Here is a 17,068-nt window from a genome sequence, read left to right as displayed (position 1 = left end):
GCCCGAGCGACTCGGCCAACTCCACGGCTTGGTGCTTGAACTCATCGGTATAGCTACGACGGGTGATACGGGACATAAGGGACCTCCAGGTGCGATCAAAGTATCGCTTCTTGGCGTCCGCTGACGGGGGGCCAGATCAGTGAGCCGCATGGATGCGGCGACCGAGCTTACATGGACGTACTTGCAGCGGCCCCCAGCCGACCCACCCTCCCGGCCCACCCCGAGCTGGCTGGACCACACCGCGGAGGGGGCGGCGCCCGATGGCCGGTCTTTCACCCGAACCATGGCATGCTCAGCGCCAAGCCCACCCGGAACCTCCGCCATGCGCCTGTTCACCCGTGTCCTGCCCCTGATGCTGCTGGCCTCCCTGCTGTCCGGCTGCGGCTACAACGCCATCCAGCAGAAGGATGAGGCGGTCAAGGCCAGCTGGTCCGAAGTGCTCAACCAGTACAAGCGGCGCGCCGACCTGGTGCCCAACCTGGTGCAGACGGTGAAGGGCTTTGCCAGCCAGGAAGAGCGCGTGCTGACCGAAGTCACCAACGCCCGCTCGCGTGTCGGCCAGATCAACGTCAACGCCGATGACGAAGCCTCGCTCAAGCAGTTCCAGCAGGCCCAGGGCGAACTGGGTAGCGCGCTGTCGCGGCTGCTGGTGGTCACCGAGAACTACCCGGTGCTGAAGTCGGACCAGAACTTCCGCGACCTGCAGGCCCAGCTGGAAGGCACTGAAAACCGCATCACCGTCGCCCGTGGCCGCTACATCCAGCAGGTGCAGGACTACAACACCTACATCCGCTCGTTCCCGCAGGTGATCACCGCCAAGATCTTCGGCTACAAGACCAAGCCGAACTTCACCGTGGACAACGAAGCGCAGATCTCCAACGCGCCGGCGGTCGATTTCGGCAGCGCGCCGCAGCAGCAGCCGGCACCGCAGCCGGGCCACTGACCCATGCGCCTGGCCACTGCGCTGCTGGCCCTGCTGCTATGGCTGCCGCTGGCATCGCACGCCCAGCAGCTGGCGCCGGTTCCGGCGCTGGATTCGCCGGTGGTCGACACCACCGGCACGCTGGATGCCGCGCAGAAGCAGGCGCTGGTACAGCAGGCGCTTGACCTTCAGCAGCGCAAGGGCAGCCAGCTGCAGGTGCTGGTGGTACCCACCACCCAGCCGGAAGACATCGCCCAGTACACCACGCGGGTCTTCGACCAGTGGCAGATCGGCCGCAAGGGCGTGGATGACGGGGTGCTGCTGGTGGTGGCCAAGGACGACCGGCGCGTGCGCATCGAGCCGGGCTACGGCCTGGAAGGCGCGATTCCCGATGCCATCGCCAACCGGGTCATCCAGGAGTACCTGGTGCCACGCTTCCGCAGCGGCGACTACGCCGGGGGCATCACCGATGCCACCGCGGTGCTGGTCAAGCTGATCGATGGCGAAGCGTTGCCGGCACCGGTCAGCGGTCATCGCGGGCGCGAGCCCGGCGGTGGCGGCGACACCTGGTTCCTGGCGCTGTTCATCGGCGTGTTCGCCGGCAGCATCCTGCGCGGCGTGTTCGCGCGCGTGCCGCGCCCGCTGCGTGGCCTGCTCGGCGGCGCTGGCGCAGCCGTGGCGGCGTTCCTGTTCACCTCCACCCTGCTGGCCAGTGGCCTGGCCGGCGTGGTTGGCCTGATCGTGGCGATGCTCTCCGGCCACCCGGGGCGCTTTGCCGGCGGTGGTGGCTGGGGCGGCGGCAGCTGGGGCGGGGGAGGCGGCTTCGGCGGTGGTGGTGGATTCGGCGGTGGTGGCGGCTGGGGCGGCGGCGGTGGCCGTTCCGGTGGCGGTGGCGCTTCGGGAGGCTGGTGATGATCCAACGTCTGTTCCGTCATGTATGTTCGCCGTCGGTACGTCGCGCGTTCCCGCCAGCCACGCTGCAGGCGATCACCGAGGCCATCGCCGCCGGTGAGCAGCGCCACGGCGGTCAGGTGATGTTCGCGGTGGAGGCCGATCTGCCGCTGGCCGCGTTGTGGCACAAGGTCACCCCGAGGCAGGCCGCCGAGCATGCCTTCGCACGCCTGCGCACCTGGGATACCGCCCACAACAACGGCGTGCTGATCTACCTGCTGCTGGCCGACCATGCCATCGAGATCGTCGCCGACCGCGGCCTGCATGGCCGGGTCAGCCCGGCGCAGTGGCAGCGGGTCTGCACCCATCTGCGCGAGGGCCTGCGTGGTTCCAATCCGGTGGAAGCGCTGCAGGATGCCATCGACGAGGTCTCCAGCCTGATCGAAGGGCACTTTCCGGCCTCGACCCGGTCGAACGATGACGCGTTGCCGAACTCGCCCCAGCTTCTTGGTTGAGCCGGGGCGGCACTGGCCCGAGAATAGGCGTTCAACCGCAAGGCACCTTCCATGATCTATTTCCACGACATCGACCCCATCGCCCTCTCGCTGGGGCCGATCAAGGTGCATTGGTACGGCATCATGTACCTGCTGGGCTTCACCGCTGCCTGGCTGCTGGGACGCACGCGCATCGCCGCCGGTCGCCTGCCGGGCGTCGACGCCAACGGCTTCTCCGACCTGCTGTTCTACGCCATGCTCGGCGTGGTGCTGGGCGGGCGCATCGGCTACATGCTGTTCTACGCGCTGGGCGATTTCCTGCACAACCCGCTGCTGCTGTTCAAGGTATGGGATGGCGGCATGAGCTTCCACGGCGGCCTGCTGGGCGTGCTGGGCGCCTGCTGGTGGTGGTCGCGCAAGCACCGCCTGCACTTCTTCGACACCATGGATTTCATGGCGCCGCTGGTGCCGCTGGGCCTGGGTTTTGGTCGCATCGGCAACTTCATCGGCGCCGAGCTGTGGGGCAAGTACACCGACGGTACCTGGGGCGTGGTGTTCCCGTCCGGCCTGCCGGCGCCGCTGAACCAGCTCGACCACGCCACCTTGCAGGCGCAGTTCGCCACCGGCGCGCTGAACCAGTTCGCGCGCCATCCCTCGCAGCTGTATGAAGCGCTGCTGGAAGGCCTGGTGATGTTCGTGGTGCTGTGGACGGTCTCGGCCAGGCCGCGCCACCGCTACCTGGTCGGCGGCCTGTTCGCGCTGATGTACGGCCTGTTCCGCTTCGCCGTCGAATTCGTACGCATGCCCGACAACGGCGTCTACGTGGCCTTCGACTGGCTGACCCGCGGCCAGATCCTCAGCCTGCCGCTGATCGCCTTCGGCCTGGTGCTGCTGGTGATGTCGCGCCGCGCACCCGTGCTGCAGCCGCAACCGGTGATGGCTGCGGAGGGCAAGGCATGAAGGCCTATCTGGATCTGCTTGCGCATGTGCTGGAACATGGCGCGGAGAAGAGTGATCGTACCGGCACAGGCACCCGCAGCGTGTTCGGCTGGCAGATGCGCTTCGACCTCAACAAAGGCTTCCCGCTGGTCACCACCAAGAAGCTGCACCTGCGCTCGATCATCCACGAGCTGCTGTGGTTCCTGAAGGGCGATACCAACATCGGCTACCTGAAGGACAACCAGGTACGTATCTGGGACGAGTGGGCCGATGAGAACGGCGACCTCGGCCCGGTCTACGGCAAGCAGTGGCGCAGCTGGGCCACCGCCGATGGCCGCGAGATCGACCAGATGCAGTGGCTGGTGGACGAGATCAAGCGCAACCCCGATTCGCGCCGGCTGGTGGTCAGCGCCTGGAACGTGGGCGAGCTTTCGCAGATGACGCTGATGCCGTGCCACAACCTGTTCCAGTTCTACGTGGTGGACGGCAAGCTCAGCTGCCAGCTCTACCAGCGCAGCGGCGACATCTTCCTCGGCGTGCCGTTCAACATCGCCAGCTATGCGCTGCTGACCCACATGGTGGCGCAGGCCACCGGCCTGGGAGTGGGCGACTTCGTGCACACGCTGGGTGACGCGCACCTGTACTCGAACCACTTCGAGCAGGCCCGCGAGCAGCTGGCGCGCGAACCGCGCGCGCTGCCCAAGCTGTGGTTGAACCCGGAGGTGACCGACCTGTTCGGCTTCCGGTTCGACGACATCCGCATCGACGGTTACGATCCGCACCCGGCCATCAAGGCGCCGGTGGCGGTGTGAGTGCCATGAAGCTGTCGATGATCGTGGCGCTGGACCGCAACCGTGGCATCGGCCAGGGCAATGCCATGCCCTGGCACCTGCCGGATGATTTCAAGCACTTCAAGGCGCTCACCCTGGGCAAGCCGATCCTGATGGGGCGCAAGACGGCCGAGTCGATCGGCCGCGTACTGCCGGGACGGATCAACCTGGTGCTGACCCGCAGCGGCCAGGTGCCGTTCGCGGGCATGCGCGCGGTGGCGTCGCTGGACGAGGCCAAGGCGATTGCCGAAGGCGAGGGCGCCCGCGAGCTGTGCATCATCGGCGGCGGCGAGATCTTCCACCAGCTGCTCGACCAAGCCAGCGACCTGTACCTGACCTGGGTCGATGCCGAAGTGCCTGCCGATACCCATTTCCCCGAAGTCGACATGCGGGACTGGCGGGAAGTCAGCAGCGAGCCGCACCCGGCCGACGAACGCCACGTCTACGCGTTCCGCTTCGTGCATTACGTGCGCCGCTGATCGCGCAAATACCAACGAAAACACCGACGGGGATATCGACGGGGTAGAGTCGACTGTTAGTCGACTGCTCTCGGCGGCCCCCCGAAAAACCCGCGCTGCGCGCGATAGTCGACTGACAGTCGACTCTGCCTGGGCTGTCGCTACGGCATCCGGTAATGCCCGATGATGGCGTGCTGGAACCGCGGGTCCTCTTCGCGCGTGCTGCGCCCAGCGGCGAAGACGCGCAACGGCTGCGATGGACCGTGGGCGGTGCTTCCACCGCCGGTGGTGGCCGGGCCCGGAGTGGGCAGCGGCACCCGTCCATGGTGCCGGGAACGATCAGGTCACGCCTGCGGCGGGGCCCCGTTGTTGCCAGGGCCTGCGGAGCCGCCCCCACCGCCGCCACGGCGACGACGACGGCGCGGGCCACGGTTGCCCGGGTTGGCGGCCGCGGCGTTGGCCCCGCCCGGATCCCTGCCCTGCGCCGATGCAGCCGGGCGCTCGCGTGCTGGTCGCGCTGGCGTGCGTGCGTTGGGCACGGGTGCGGGGACATCGCGGCCCGGCACCTGCACCACGCGCAGTTCATCGGTATCGAGCTGGATCGCGGTCAGCTTGCCGCCCCAGACTGCGCCGGTGTCGATGGCATGCACGCCCTGGGTGATGGTCAGGCCCAGCGCCGACCAGTGGCCGCAGACGATCTTCAGGTCGCGCTCGACCCGGCCTGGCACTTCGAACCAAGGGTACAGTCCCTGTTCCTGCGTGCCCGGCGTGCCCTTGTCCTCGATGCCGATGCGCCCGCGCGGGGTGCAGTAGCGCATGCGGGTGAGCACATTGATGATCGCCCGTGAACGGTCGTAGCCGGACAGGTTCGGCGCCCAGCTCGGCTTGTCGCCGTACATGTTGCGGAACAGCTTGCGGTAGCCGGCACCGTGCAGTTGCGCCTCGACCTCGGCGGCATGCTTTTCGGCCATCTGCGTGGTCCACTTCGGTGCCAGGCCGGCGTGCACCATCATCCAGCCCAGCTCGCGATCCACGTGCACCAGCTTCTGCAGGCGCAGCCAGTCCAGCAGTTCGTCGCGGTCCTCGGCCTGCACGATGCGCAGCAGGTCCGGATTGACCTTGCGCTGTTCCTCTTCGGTGCGTGCACCGACGGCCAGCAGCGAAAGGTCATGGTTGCCCAGCACCACCACGCTGTGCCCGCGCAGCGAATGCACCAGCCGCAGCGTTTCCAGCGACTGGCCACCGCGGTTGACCAGGTCGCCGCAGAACCACAGGGTGTCCTGCGCCGGGTCGAAGCGGATCTTCTCCAGCAGGCGCTGGGTGACGTCGTAGCAGCCCTGCAGGTCGCCGATCGCCCACACACTCATCGTTCGGCCTCCGTGTCAGTGCAGGGTACGCGGGATGGCCAGCACGAAAGGTGCGACCGGCGCGGCGAATTCGGTGCCGTCGTCGGCGACCATGTCGTAGTGGCCCTGCATGGTCCCGTGATCGGTCCCCAGCATGACACCGGACGTGTAGTGGAAGTCTTCACCGGGACGCAGGCGCGGCTGCTCGCCGATCACCCCGTCGCCATCGACATGCTCGACGCGGCCATTGGCATCGGTGATGCGCCAGTGGCGTGCAACCAGGCGCGCGGCAACACGGCCCTGGTTGTGGATGCGGATCGTGTAGGCGAACGCATAGCGCCCGTCTTCCGGCGCGGATTGGTCGTCGAGGAAGCGCGGTGCGACTTCGACGGAAATGGCGTAAACGTCAGCGTCTTCCATACCGGCAGTGTAATCAGGAGGCATTGGCCAAAGCGATGAATTCAGCCACATCCAGCTGTTCGGCGCGGGCATCGGGGCGCACGCCGGCGGCGACGAACTGCTCGGCCGTCACGACGTTGTTGAGCGCATTGCGCAGGGTCTTGCGGCGCTGCCCGAAGGCGGCCTTGACCACCTCGGCGAAACGGGCGTGGTCGTTGATGTTGATCGAGGCCGGGTCACGAGGCACCAGCCGTACCACGGCCGAATCGACCTTCGGCGGCGGCCGGAACGCGCCCGGCGGCACCACGAACAGCGAGGTCACCTGGCAATAGGCCTGCAGCATCACGCTGAGGCGGCCGTACACCTTGCTGCCGGGGCCGGCGGCCATGCGGTCGACCACTTCCTTCTGCAGCATGAAGTGCATGTCGCGGATCACCGCGGCATGTTCCAGTGCATGGAACAGGATCGGCGAGGAGATGTTGTAGGGCAGGTTGCCGACCAGGCGGATCGGCTGGCCGGCAGCCAGCTCGGTGAAGTCCACGCGCAGCACGTCGCGGTGGACGATGGTCAGCTCGCCCAGCGGCTCGGCGGCGGCGGTCAGCGGCGCGATCAGGTCGCGGTCGAACTCGATCACCGTCAGTTTCGGATGCACGCGCAGCAGCGGCAGGGTGATCGCGCCCTGGCCGGGACCGATCTCGACCAGGCGATCGCCTTCTTTCGGGTTGACCGCCATCACGATCTTGTCGATGTAGTGGCGATCGGCCAGGAAATGCTGGCCAAGCTGCTTCTTGGCCGGTGCGGTGAACACCGGGCCGGAGGGGGAATGCGGGGAATTCATGCGCTCAGTGTACGTTGCCGCGCAAGCTGCGCACACAGCGTCGTTGCCGCCTGCAGGCTGGAAGGATCGGCAATGCCGCGGCCGGCCAGGTCCAGCGCGGTGCCATGGTCGACCGCCACGCGCGGGTAGGGCAGGCCCAGGGTCAGGTTCACCGCCTGCTCGAAACCGGAGTACTTCAGCACCGGCAGCCCCTGGTCGTGGTACATCGCCAGCACGGTGTCGAAACCGGCCAGCTTGGCCGGCAGGAACGCGGTATCGGCCGGCAGCGGCCCGACCAGGTCCATGCCCTCCGCGCGCAGGCGCTGCAGCAGCGGGATGACCAGGTCCAGTTCCTCGCGGCCCAGATGGCCGTCTTCGCCGGCGTGCGGGTTCAGGCCGAGCACGGCGATGCGTGGCGCGGGCAGGCCGAACTCGCGGCGCAGCGCGGCGTGCACGGTGCGAAGGGTGTGTTCCAGGCTGGGCGCGGTGATCGCATCGGCCACCTCGCGCAGCGGCAGGTGGGTAGTGGCCAGGGCCACGCGCACGATGGGGTTGGCCAGCATCATCACCACCTTCACCCCGGCCTGGTCGGCCAGCAGTTCGGTGGTGCCACTGTAGGCGATGCCGCCTTCGTTGATGACCGCCTTGTGCACCGGGCCGGTGACCACGCCGTGCAGTTCGCCGGACAGGCAGGCCTGACCGGCAGCGAGCAGGGCGCCGATGACGGCCCCGGCATTGGCCGGGTCGGCCTGGCCGAAGTGGCTGGGCATGGCATTGGCCACCGCGCGCACACGCAGGTCGCCCGGGGCGCGGGCTTCGGCGTCCTCGGGCAGCAGCTGCAGGGGCAGGTTCAGTGCGACGGCGGCCGCGCGCAGGGTATCCGGGTCGGCGAAGGCCAGCAGCCGGCAATCTTCACGCGGCTGCTGGACGAGGCGGACACACAGCTCCGGGCCGATCCCGGCGGGCTCGCCCGGTACCAGAGCGAGCTCGGGGCGCATCGGTCAGGACTGCGGCGGCGTGGCGGTATTTTCCGCGCGGTCCCCGCTGCGGAAGCTGACATAGGCTTCGCCACGCAGTTCCTGGAGGAAGCGGTTGTACTCGTCTTCCAGCTTGCGGCGGCCAATGGTCTCGCGGATCTGGGCGCGCTGGTTGTCGTTGGTCACGTCGGTCTGGCGGGTGGCCACGCGCTGCACGATGTGCCAACCGGCATCGGTGCGGAACGGCTGGCTGACGCCGCCGTCCTGGATGCCGGCCACCTGCTGGCCAAACGCCGGACCGAACGCGTCGACCGGGAACCAGCCCAGATCGCCGCCCTGGCCCTTGCTGTTGTTGTCCTCGGAGGATTCCTTGGCCACGGTTTCGAAATCCGCGCCGCCGGCGATGCGGGCGCGCAGGGTATCGATCTTGGCCTTGGCGGCAGCGTCGGTCTGGTGATCGTCCACGCGCACCAGGATGTGGCGGCCGTGGTATTCGGTGACCGTGTGCGCGCCACCGCTGGCGGCGCTGGCATCACGCACTTCCACCAGCTTCAGCAACTGGAAGCCGCTGGGGCCGCGGATCGGGCCGACCACTTCGCCGGGCTTCATCTTTTCCATCAGCTGGGCAAAGGCCTGCGGGATTTCATCCAGGCTGCGCCAGCCCAGATCGCCGCCTTCCAGCGCGTTCGGGCTGTCCGAATAACGCACGGCGGCAGCGTTGAAGTCCAGCTCACCCTTGTCCAGCAGGGCCTTCACGCCCTCGGCCTTCTTCTGGCCGGTGGCGATCTGGTCGGCGTTGGAGCCGTCGGGCAGGGCGATCAGGATGTGTGCCAGGTGGTACTGGTTGCCCACCGTGGCCTGCTGCTTCAGCGCGGCGTCCACTTCACCCTCGCTGACGCTGATGCGGCTCTGCGCGAAGCTCTGGCGCAGGCGCTGCACAGTGATTTCATCGCGCACCGAAGCACGGAAATCGTTGAAATCGATGCCGTCGTGGGCCAGGCGCTGGCGCAGTGCATCCAGGTCCGAGCCGTTCTGCTGGGCGATGGCATTCATCGCCTGGTTCAGCTCCTGGTCGCTGACGCGGATGCCGCTGCCCTGGGCGCGGGCGACCTGCAGCTTGACCAGCACCAGTCGCTCGAGCACCTGGCGGCTGAGCACGTCTTCCGGCGGCAGCTGGTTTTCACGGCCGGCGTACTGCGCCTTGATGTTGGCGATCGCACGCTGGAGCTCGCTCTGCAGGATCACGTCCTCGTCGACGACGGCGGCGATGCGGTCCAACGGCTGCGCCTCCTGCGCGAGCACCTGCAGAGGGGCGGACACGCTGGACACCGCCAGCAGGGAGGCGAGAAGAACGGGGAAGCGCTTGGTCATGGGATCTGATTCGGATCGTAGTCATCGCGGGTCACCCCGGTGTTGCTGGGCGGCACGAGATAGAGGTCGTCGCGGTTGTAGCCGAGGATAGCACGGCGCAGGGTGCGGTCCGTGTCCTGGCCGATGGAGCTCAGGCCCTTCAGGACGAACTCCACCTGGATGGAATTGTTCATCTCGCCCTCGCGATTGCGGACGTAGCGGCGGCCGACCACGCGCACGGCCAGGCAGCAGCTGTCCCACTGCACGCCGCCGATGATTTCCAGCGGCTCCTTGTCCTGCAGCGAGTAGTAATAGCGACCGACCAGGCTCCAGCGCGCATTCAGCGGGTACAGGAACGACAGGTCAGCCTGCTCCAGCAGGGTGCGGTCATGCTTGCTGGCCGTCGCCGGGGCGCCGGCGTTGATGCGGTAGCGGTAGCTCAGGTTGATCACGCCATCGTTGGGCATCAGGTAGCGGGCGCGGACGCTGGCCAGATCCTCGCGCTTGTACTTCGGGTCCCACTGGTAGGTGGCGCCCAGGGTCCAGCGGTCGTTGATCATGTAGTTGCCGTCGGCGATCCACGCCGACTTGCCCTTCTCCACCGGCGCGCCGCCCGGCGTGACGGTCACCCGCGACTCGTCGAAGTACTGGATCTGGCCGATCGAGGCCGAGAACCGCTCCTTGCCGGTGGTCTGGTCGATGAAACGGGTACTCAGTGCCAGGGTCAGCTGGTTGGCATCGTTCTGGCGGTCGGCGCCGGTGTAGCGCGAATCGCGGAACAGCTGGCCCCAGCTGAAGGTGAAGTCACGGGTGTCGAAGATCGGCAGTTCGTCCTGGTTGCGGTACGGCGTGCGCAGGTAGAACAGGCGCGGCTCCAGCGTCTGCAGGAAGGACTTGCCGCGGATGCTGGTCTCGCGGTCGAAGAACAGGCCGGCGTCGATGCTGCCGATCGGCAGGCTGCGGCTGGGCGAGGTGTTGCCGCGCAGCTGTTCCGGCGTGGCGGTGGTCACGTCCACGCCCTCCGAGGCCAGAACGGTGCTGCGTATCCTGTCGGCCAGGCCGCGGTCCAGCTGGTAGGCCGTGTAGCGGTACGCCAGGGTGGGCGTGATGTACCAGGCCGCGCCGCTGATGGGGAAGGAAACGTACGGCTTGACGTCAAGGCGGGAGCCGCCATAGGCGCGCACGGTCTGGCCGGTGCGGGTGTATTGCAGGTCCGGGCCCGCATCGGCACCGTACTTGAGGTTCACGTCGTCGTGGGTGAACCTCACCGCTTCGGCGTACAGGCCGGTTTCCAGCCATGGCCGCATCGGCTTGTTCCAGTTGAAATACACCCGCGGCTGGCGGTTGTAGGGCAGGGCATTCTCGTCAAGCGTGTAGTCGGTCAGCTGCCAGCGGTCGGCCATGATGCCGGCCGTCCAGTTCGTGCCCGTACCGTACAGGCCGATGGTGCTCTGCAGGTTGGAGGCGGTCACCCCCACCAGGCGGTTGGCGAAGTCCTCGACATAGCGCTCGTCGCTGACCCAGGCCAGGTTGGCGCGGGCCTGCCAGTGGCTGTTCACGTTGTGGTAGCCGTCGAACATCACCCGGCCGCGGTCGCGGTCGCGCAGCCTGTCGTTGGGCATGTAGCTGGTCAGCACCTCGCCACGGCCGCCGTTGTAGAGGTAGCGGAACTCGTTGTCGAGCAGCAGGCCGCGCCGGCTCATGTAGCGCGGGGTCAACGTGTCGTCGTAGTTCGGCGCCAGATTGAAGTAGATCGGCTGCGCGTAGTCGAAACCGTTGCGGCCGGACATGCCCAGCTGCGGGAACAGCAGGCCGGTCTTGCGGCGGTCATCGATCGGGAACTTGAAGTACGGCGCCCACAGCACCGGCACCTTGCCGATCCGCAGCACGGCGTTGCGGGCGGTGCCGAAGCCCTCGTCGTTGTCCACTTCGATCTGCGGCGCCGACAGCTTCCACACCGGCTGTGACGGGTCGCAGGTGGTGTAGGTGGAGCGGTGCATCTGGCCGACCGCGCCCTGCAGGTCGACCGACTCGGCATCGCCGTTGCCGCGGCGCGACACCAGCTGGTACTTGATGTCGGTGATCTTGTGGGTGTCGCTTTCCTGGTTGCCTTCGGCGCGCTTGGCGACCATCCGGATCGACCCGTCCTGGTAGCGGACATTGCCGTCGGCGATGTAGTTGCCGGTCTCGGTGTCGAAACTGAGCTTGTCGGTACCGACGAACTGGTCGCCCCGGCGCAGCGCCACGTTGCCCTCGTACTGCGGCACGGTGGTGGTACCCAGCAGCTGGTCGCCTTCGATGTCGGTCGGCTGGTTCTCGCGGGCGGCCGCAGCGGCAGCCTTGTCCTGGCCCGGGACCGGCGTGGGGGCGTCGGTGAACGCGGGAATGACGTCGGTGGCCGGGCACAGGCCCCAGTTGAGCGGCTTATCATCAGCCATTGCCGGAAGGCTGATGGCGATGCTCAGAGGCAGGGGAAGCAGGCGGAGGGCTCGGCGCACGCGGTTCGGATTCGGGCGAAAACGGACGGTAGCTTGCCCCATCCCTTGCATAGGGGCAATGAAGGACGCCGGAGCCTGCCGGTTCGGGTTCATCCGGCGGAGGTGCCGGCGGATGGCGTAAGCAGGGCCTGGACATGGGCCACGCTGCACTCGGCCAGGGCCTGCAGGTCATAGCCGCCCTCCAGCATCGACACCACCCGGCCAGCCGCGTGGCGGCGTGCCAGCGCGTGCAGCTCACCGGTGATCCAGGCGAAATCGTCGGTCTCCAGCATCAGATCCGCCTGTGGATCACGCAGGTGGGCATCGAAGCCGGCCGAGATCAGCAGCAGCTGCGGGCGGAAGTCGTCGATGGCCGGCAGCATCTCGTCGGCCCAGACGTTGCGGAAGCGGAAGCCGCCGCTTCCCGGCGGCAGCAGGATGTTCATCAGGTTGCCGGCACCGCGGTCGCGGCGCAGGCCGGAATTGGGGAACAGCCCGGCCTGGTGGGTGCTGTAGTACGAAACCCGGGCGTCATGCTGGAAGATGTCCTGGGTGCCATTGCCGTGGTGCACGTCGAAATCGACCACCGCGATCCGTTCCAGGCCATGGCGGTCGCGGGCATGGGCGGCGGCGATGGCGATGTTGTTCAGCAGGCAGAAGCCCATGGCGGTGCTGCTGGTGGCGTGGTGGCCCGGTGGGCGTACCGCGCAGAAGGCCAGCGGGTCCTCGCCCAGCATCACCGCATCGACTGCGGCGACGCCGGCACCGGCGGCGTGCACGGCGGCGCTGGCCGAGCCCGGCGAGGTCCAGGTGTCCATGTCCAGCTGGCGCAGCGGTGCGGTCTGCGGCTGCAGCACGAAGTCGAGCAGGGCGCTGTCGTGGACCCGGGTCAGTTCGCCGAACTTCGCCGGCGGCGCCTCGCGCCAGTCCAGCTGGCCGGGGAAGGCGGTGTGCAGCGCGTCCAGCACCTGCTGCAGCCGTTGCGGGCATTCGGGATGGCCGGGACCGGGGTCATGCAGCAGGCAGGACGGGTGGGAATAGACCAGCATCGTGCCGACTCAGCGCTGGCGCTGCTGTGGCTGCCACAGCGCTTCGCCATGGCCGTCGGCGCGGGCCAGCACCCGGGCCAGCACGAACAGCAGGTCCGACAGCCGGTTGAGGTATTGCAGCGCCTCGCTGCGGACGGCCTCGTGGCGGGCCAGGGTGACCGTCTCGCGCTCGGCGCGGCGGACGATGGTGCGGGCCAGATGGCAGCGCGCGGCAGCTTCGCCGCCGGCCGGCAGGATGAATTCCTTCAGCATCGGGAGGTTGGCGTTGTAATGGTCCAGCTGCTGCTCCAGGGCCGAGACGTCGGCGGCATGGATCGCGGCGTGGCCGGGAATGCACAGCTCGGCGCCCAGATCGAACAGCTGGTGCTGCAGATGCACCACCAGCGCGCGTACATCCTCGGGCAGGGGCGCGGCCAGCAGCAGGCCGAGCGCGGCGTTGGCCTCGTCGACGGTACCGAAGGACGCCACGCGGGCGTCATCCTTGGCCACGCGTTGGCCGTCGCCAAGGCCGGTACTGCCGTCGTCGCCGGTGCGGGTGTAAATGCGCGAGAGGCGATGACCCATGGCGCGCGGCTCAGTGGCGGATGTCGCGGCGGGCCTGCTGGAGCTTCAACACCTGCTCCACGGCCAGCTGCAGGGCAGCGGCCAGCGCCACATAGATCGCCGTAGTGCGCAGGTAGGGCCCGAACCACTGCGCGTAGTTCTGTGCCCAGCCGGCCAGCGTCGGCTCGGCCACGTTACGGCTGGTCCAGTAGAAGCCGCCCTGCGCCAGCAGGTGGCAGATCGCCACCGACGCGACCAGCAGCAGCGCACCCTTGGCCAGCACCGGCCAGCGCGCGCCCTGGTAGTTGCGGCCCAGCAGCATGCCGCCGGCCCACAGCGAGAAGTACGCCGGCAGCAGCAGCCAGTAACCCGGCGACACGCAGTAGTGCTGCCAGAAATCCAGGCCGCTGCTGCGGATCACGATCCAGTCCACCAGCACGGCGAACACCATCAGCAGCGGAAACGCCCAGCGTGTCCACGTGGCCAGATAGAAGCCACCGATGAAGAACACCGCCCAGGAGGCATCCGGAATGGCCGCGAAGTGGTTGACCCGGGTCGCCGCCAGCAACAGCACGAGAACGGACAGGACGAAGGCGCGGTTGGCGGTGGCGGACATGGCAGCGGGCCCGGAGCGGATTCAGGTTTCATTCTAGCCCGCCGCGCCGGTTGGCGCAGGCGCCGCTTGTTCGGCGTACAGTCGGGGCGAGCGCGTATCATCAACACATGAGTGAACGACATGACGTGCTGATTGTCGGTGGTGGCCTGGTGGGTGCCAGCCTGGCCATCGCCCTGGACCGGCTGGGCCGCGACGTGGGCCTGCTCGAGGCCAGCCCGGCCGGCGAGCTGCCTGCGGTGTTCGACCAGCGCAATCTCAGTTTCGCCGCTGCCACCGTCAATGCGCTGACCGCGCTGGGGGTGATGCAGAAGCTGGCGATGGCACCGGGCCCGATCCGGCGCATCCATGTCAGTCGTGCCGGCGATTTCGGCCGTGTGCAGCTCGAAGCGGCCGATTACGACCGGCCGTGGTTCGGCCAGGTGGTGGTGGCGCGGGACTTCGGCCAGGCGCTGGAAGCGCGGCTTCAGGAGCTGCCGCGCCTGCGCCGTTATCGGCCGATGCGGTTCCTGGGACTGGGCGAGGTGGTGGACGGCTACCGCCAGGTGCGGGTGGCTGACGAGGCGGGTGAACGCGTGCTGCTGGCACGTCTGGTGGTGGGGGCCGATGGCACCACCAGCGGCGTGCGTGGCGCGCTGGGCATCGAGGTCGACCGCCATGATTTCCAGCAGACCCTGTTCGTCGCCCGCGTGCGCAGCCAGCGTGCGCCGGATGGCACGGCCTGGGAGCGCTTCACCGATACCGGCCCGACCGCCCTGCTGCCGCGCGGTGACCGCCACTTCGGCACCGTGCATGGCGTGGCCCGCGATCAGGCCGATGCGGTGATGGCGCTGGACGATGCGGCCTGGCTGCAGCGCCTGCAGGACGCGATCGGCTGGCGTGCCGGCCGCCTGCTCGAATCCGGTCCACGCAGCGCTTATCCGCTCATCCAGGTGCTGGCGCGCGCATTGGCCGGTGAACGCACGGTGCTGCTGGGCAATGCCGCGCAGACCATCCATCCGCTGGGTGCGCAGGGCTTCAACTTGGGCCTGCGCGATGCGCTGACCCTGGCCGAACTGCTGGAGAATGCGCATGAGGATGCTGGCAGTGATGCATTGCTGCAGGCCTATGTTGCACGCCGCGAGGAAGACCGCCGGCAGACGGTGGCGTTCTCCGGCGGCCTGGCACGGCTGACCAGCAACCCGGCGCCACTGATGCGGCCGCTGCGCAGCCTCGGTCTGGTGGCCGCACAACGCGCCTCGGTGCAGTCGATGCTGGTCGGTGGTGCGATGGGCTTCCGTGGCGAAGTACCGCGGCTGTGCCGTGGAGAAACCGCATGAGCCGCCGCGCGCGCCTGGATGTGGCCATCGTCGGCGGTGGCGTGGTCGGTGCCGCGTGCGCGCTGGCGCTGGCCGATGCCGGCCTGTCGGTGGCGTTGGTGGAAGGTCGTGAGCCCGCGCCGTGGCAGGTTGCGCAACCGGACCTGCGCGTGTTCGCCTTTGCCGCCGACAACGTGCAGCTGTTGAACCGCCTCGGCGTGTGGCCGGCGATCGCCCAGGCCCGTGCCTGGCCCTACCGGCGTATGCAGGTGTGGGATGCGGCCGGTGGCGAAGATCTGCTGTTCGATGCCGATCGCTTCGGCCGTCGCGAACTGGGCTACATCGTCGAGAACGGCCTGCTGCAGGACCGCCTGTGGGCGGCGCTGCCGGCGGCGGGCGTGCAGCTGCACTGCCCGGCACGGGTGGAAGCACTGGAGCAGGACGAGGATGGCGTGCGCCTGCGCCTGGATGACGGTCGCCGCCTGGAAGCGGCGTTGGCGGTGGCCGCCGACGGTGCCGAATCGACCCTGCGCCAGCTGGCCGGGATCGAGGTTGAAAAGCATGACTACCACCAGCGTGGCGTGGTGTCCTACGTGGACAGCGATCTTTCCAACCAGGCCACGGCCTGGCAGCGTTTCCTGCCGGGCGGTCCACTGGCGCTGCTGCCGGTGGCCGAGCGCCGCAGCTCCATCGTCTGGACCCTGCCCGAGGATGAAGCGGCTCGCGTGCTGGCGTTGGACGAGGACAGCTTCAACCGCGAACTGACCCGCGCCTTCGCTGCACGCCTGGGCGAACTGCGTCTGGCCTCGCCGCGTGCGGCGTTCCCGCTGCGCCGCCAGCTGGCCCGTCACTATGTGGCCGGCCGCGTGCTGGCGCTGGGCGATGCCGCACATGTGGTGCACCCGCTGGCCGGGCAGGGCGTGAACCTGGGGTTGCGCGATGTCGCTGCCCTGCAGCAGTGGCTGGCGCCGTCGGCCGAGCGCCGCGGCCAGCCGCGGCTGTCGCCGCAGCGCCTGCAACGCTGGGCACGCGAACGGCGCAGCGACAACCACATCGCCGCCTACAGCTTCGATGCGATCAACCGCCTGTTTTCCAACGACGAAATGCACCTGACCCTGGCCCGCGGCCGCGCGCTGGGCTGCGTCGGCAAATGGCCGCCGCTGGTGCAGGCATTCTGGAAGCGCGCCGCCGGGGTCTGAAGCAAAAAGGGGACGGAGGGGATTAAGTCGTTTGTGCAGATACGACTTAATCCCCTCCGTCCCCTTTTTCAATCCACCAGCCAGCCGGCCAGGTCGGTGCGGTCCAGCTTGCCGCGGTGCCTGCGGTCCAGCGAATTGAATTCGTCGGCCAGCGCCGGGTTGGCCTGTGCTTCCTCGCGGCTGATGAAACCATCGCCGTTCACATCCAGCGCAGCGAAGTGGATGCGGTACTGGCCGACCACGCTGCTTGGTTCCAGCGAGCGCACGGTCACCTGTGCCTCGCCGGCCTGCTGCGGAATCTCGACGCTGCCGCTGACCCGGCCCGCATCCAGCGGTTGCCGGCGGATCGCGCCGCCGGTGGGGCCCAGCGGCTGGCTCTGCGCAGGAGTGTGCGGCAATTGCTGGGCCACCGCTGGTGCGGCGGCCAGCAGGGTGATCAACATGGCGAGCGAGTGGTATCGCATGG

General features: G+C 68.3%; 18 protein-coding genes. 8 read left to right on the top strand and 10 right to left on the bottom strand.

All coding sequences use genetic code 11. The annotated features are described in order from the left end of the window. Nucleotides 1-322 precede the first annotated feature (322 nt). From AC5P8J_RS18015 to AC5P8J_RS17990, 6 genes are read left to right on the top strand one after another with little or no spacing between them, the layout of a single operon-like run. Entirely contained in the window at nt 323-943 is a 621-nt protein-coding gene (locus AC5P8J_RS18015) for a LemA family protein (RefSeq protein WP_012510094.1), read from the top strand. A 3-nt stretch (nt 944-946) separates the two neighbouring features. Next, nucleotides 947-1,834 carry a TPM domain-containing protein gene (locus AC5P8J_RS18010; protein ID WP_346474835.1) on the top strand — a complete coding sequence of 296 codons (888 nt, stop codon included), beginning with the start codon at nt 947-949 and terminating at the stop codon, nt 1,832-1,834. Continuing rightward, nucleotides 1,834-2,328, top strand: coding sequence for a TPM domain-containing protein (locus AC5P8J_RS18005; RefSeq protein ID WP_005415340.1), 495 nt, complete (start codon nt 1,834-1,836; stop codon nt 2,326-2,328). Before AC5P8J_RS18010 ends, AC5P8J_RS18005 begins: the two co-directional genes overlap by 1 nt. A gap of 51 nt (nt 2,329-2,379) precedes the next feature. Next, nucleotides 2,380-3,267, top strand: coding sequence for a prolipoprotein diacylglyceryl transferase (gene lgt / locus AC5P8J_RS18000; protein WP_134732206.1), 888 nt, complete (start codon nt 2,380-2,382; stop codon nt 3,265-3,267). Next, nucleotides 3,264-4,058, top strand: coding sequence for a thymidylate synthase (locus AC5P8J_RS17995; protein WP_495217019.1), 795 nt, complete (start codon nt 3,264-3,266; stop codon nt 4,056-4,058). The genes lgt and AC5P8J_RS17995 overlap by 4 nt, the downstream gene beginning before the upstream one ends. A gap of 5 nt (nt 4,059-4,063) precedes the next feature. Then, nucleotides 4,064-4,555 carry a dihydrofolate reductase gene (locus AC5P8J_RS17990; RefSeq protein WP_134732204.1) on the top strand — a complete coding sequence of 164 codons (492 nt, stop codon included), beginning with the start codon at nt 4,064-4,066 and terminating at the stop codon, nt 4,553-4,555. A gap of 323 nt (nt 4,556-4,878) precedes the next feature. Here AC5P8J_RS17990 and AC5P8J_RS17985 read toward each other — a convergent pair whose 3' ends face one another. The 9 genes from AC5P8J_RS17985 to AC5P8J_RS17945 all read right to left on the bottom strand — a co-directional run bounded on the left by AC5P8J_RS17985 (nt 4,879) and on the right by AC5P8J_RS17945 (nt 14,108). Further along, nucleotides 4,879-5,901, bottom strand: a complete 1,023-nt coding sequence (locus tag AC5P8J_RS17985; RefSeq protein WP_134732202.1) for a symmetrical bis(5'-nucleosyl)-tetraphosphatase — start codon at nt 5,899-5,901, stop codon at nt 4,879-4,881. 15 nt (nt 5,902-5,916) lie between these two features. Then, the gene (apaG, locus tag AC5P8J_RS17980) at nt 5,917-6,300 is read right to left on the bottom strand and encodes a Co2+/Mg2+ efflux facilitator ApaG/CorD (RefSeq protein WP_005412297.1); all 384 of its coding nucleotides are present in this window, start codon (nt 6,298-6,300) and stop codon (nt 5,917-5,919) included. 13 nt (nt 6,301-6,313) lie between these two features. Beyond that, entirely contained in the window at nt 6,314-7,117 is an 804-nt protein-coding gene (gene rsmA, locus AC5P8J_RS17975; protein WP_021203187.1) for a 16S rRNA (adenine(1518)-N(6)/adenine(1519)-N(6))-dimethyltransferase RsmA, read from the bottom strand. Next, a complete protein-coding gene (gene pdxA / locus AC5P8J_RS17970; protein ID WP_495217018.1) occupies nt 7,114-8,094 on the bottom strand; it encodes a 4-hydroxythreonine-4-phosphate dehydrogenase PdxA in 981 nt (326 codons plus the stop codon). The genes rsmA and pdxA overlap by 4 nt, the downstream gene beginning before the upstream one ends. A 3-nt stretch (nt 8,095-8,097) precedes the next feature. Next, on the bottom strand, nt 8,098-9,444 hold the full coding sequence (locus AC5P8J_RS17965) for a peptidylprolyl isomerase (RefSeq protein WP_019338102.1): 1,347 nt from the start codon (nt 9,442-9,444) through the stop codon (nt 8,098-8,100). Next, entirely contained in the window at nt 9,441-11,921 is a 2,481-nt protein-coding gene (lptD, locus tag AC5P8J_RS17960) for an LPS-assembly protein LptD (RefSeq protein WP_134732198.1), read from the bottom strand. The genes AC5P8J_RS17965 and lptD overlap by 4 nt, the downstream gene beginning before the upstream one ends. A gap of 89 nt (nt 11,922-12,010) precedes the next feature. Then, nucleotides 12,011-12,949, bottom strand: a complete 939-nt coding sequence (locus AC5P8J_RS17955; protein ID WP_019661122.1) for a histone deacetylase family protein — start codon at nt 12,947-12,949, stop codon at nt 12,011-12,013. 9 nt (nt 12,950-12,958) lie between these two features. Beyond that, nucleotides 12,959-13,513 carry a cob(I)yrinic acid a,c-diamide adenosyltransferase gene (locus AC5P8J_RS17950; RefSeq protein WP_019661123.1) on the bottom strand — a complete coding sequence of 185 codons (555 nt, stop codon included), beginning with the start codon at nt 13,511-13,513 and terminating at the stop codon, nt 12,959-12,961. A gap of 10 nt (nt 13,514-13,523) precedes the next feature. Continuing rightward, nucleotides 13,524-14,108, bottom strand: a complete 585-nt coding sequence (locus tag AC5P8J_RS17945) for a hypothetical protein (protein ID WP_019661124.1) — start codon at nt 14,106-14,108, stop codon at nt 13,524-13,526. Nucleotides 14,109-14,215: 107 nt separating this feature from the next. Here AC5P8J_RS17945 and ubiH point away from each other — a divergent pair, with 107 nt between their 5' ends. Further along, complete coding sequence (gene ubiH, locus AC5P8J_RS17940; protein WP_019661125.1) at nt 14,216-15,424, top strand: 2-octaprenyl-6-methoxyphenyl hydroxylase; 1,209 nt, start codon at nt 14,216-14,218, stop codon at nt 15,422-15,424. Further along, a complete protein-coding gene (locus tag AC5P8J_RS17935) occupies nt 15,421-16,602 on the top strand; it encodes a UbiH/UbiF family hydroxylase (RefSeq protein ID WP_495217017.1) in 1,182 nt (393 codons plus the stop codon). The genes ubiH and AC5P8J_RS17935 overlap by 4 nt, the downstream gene beginning before the upstream one ends. A gap of 68 nt (nt 16,603-16,670) precedes the next feature. On the opposite strand, the gene AC5P8J_RS17930 is transcribed toward AC5P8J_RS17935, so the two are convergent. Beyond that, nucleotides 16,671-17,066: an EF-hand domain-containing protein gene (locus AC5P8J_RS17930; RefSeq protein WP_134732195.1), complete on the bottom strand. Its 396-nt coding sequence runs from the start codon at nt 17,064-17,066 to the stop codon at nt 16,671-16,673. Nucleotides 17,067-17,068 lie beyond the last annotated feature (2 nt).

This window comes from Stenotrophomonas sp. YJH_SMC_37 (assembly GCF_059370035.1).
This window is presented reverse-complemented; position numbering and strand designations above follow the sequence as displayed.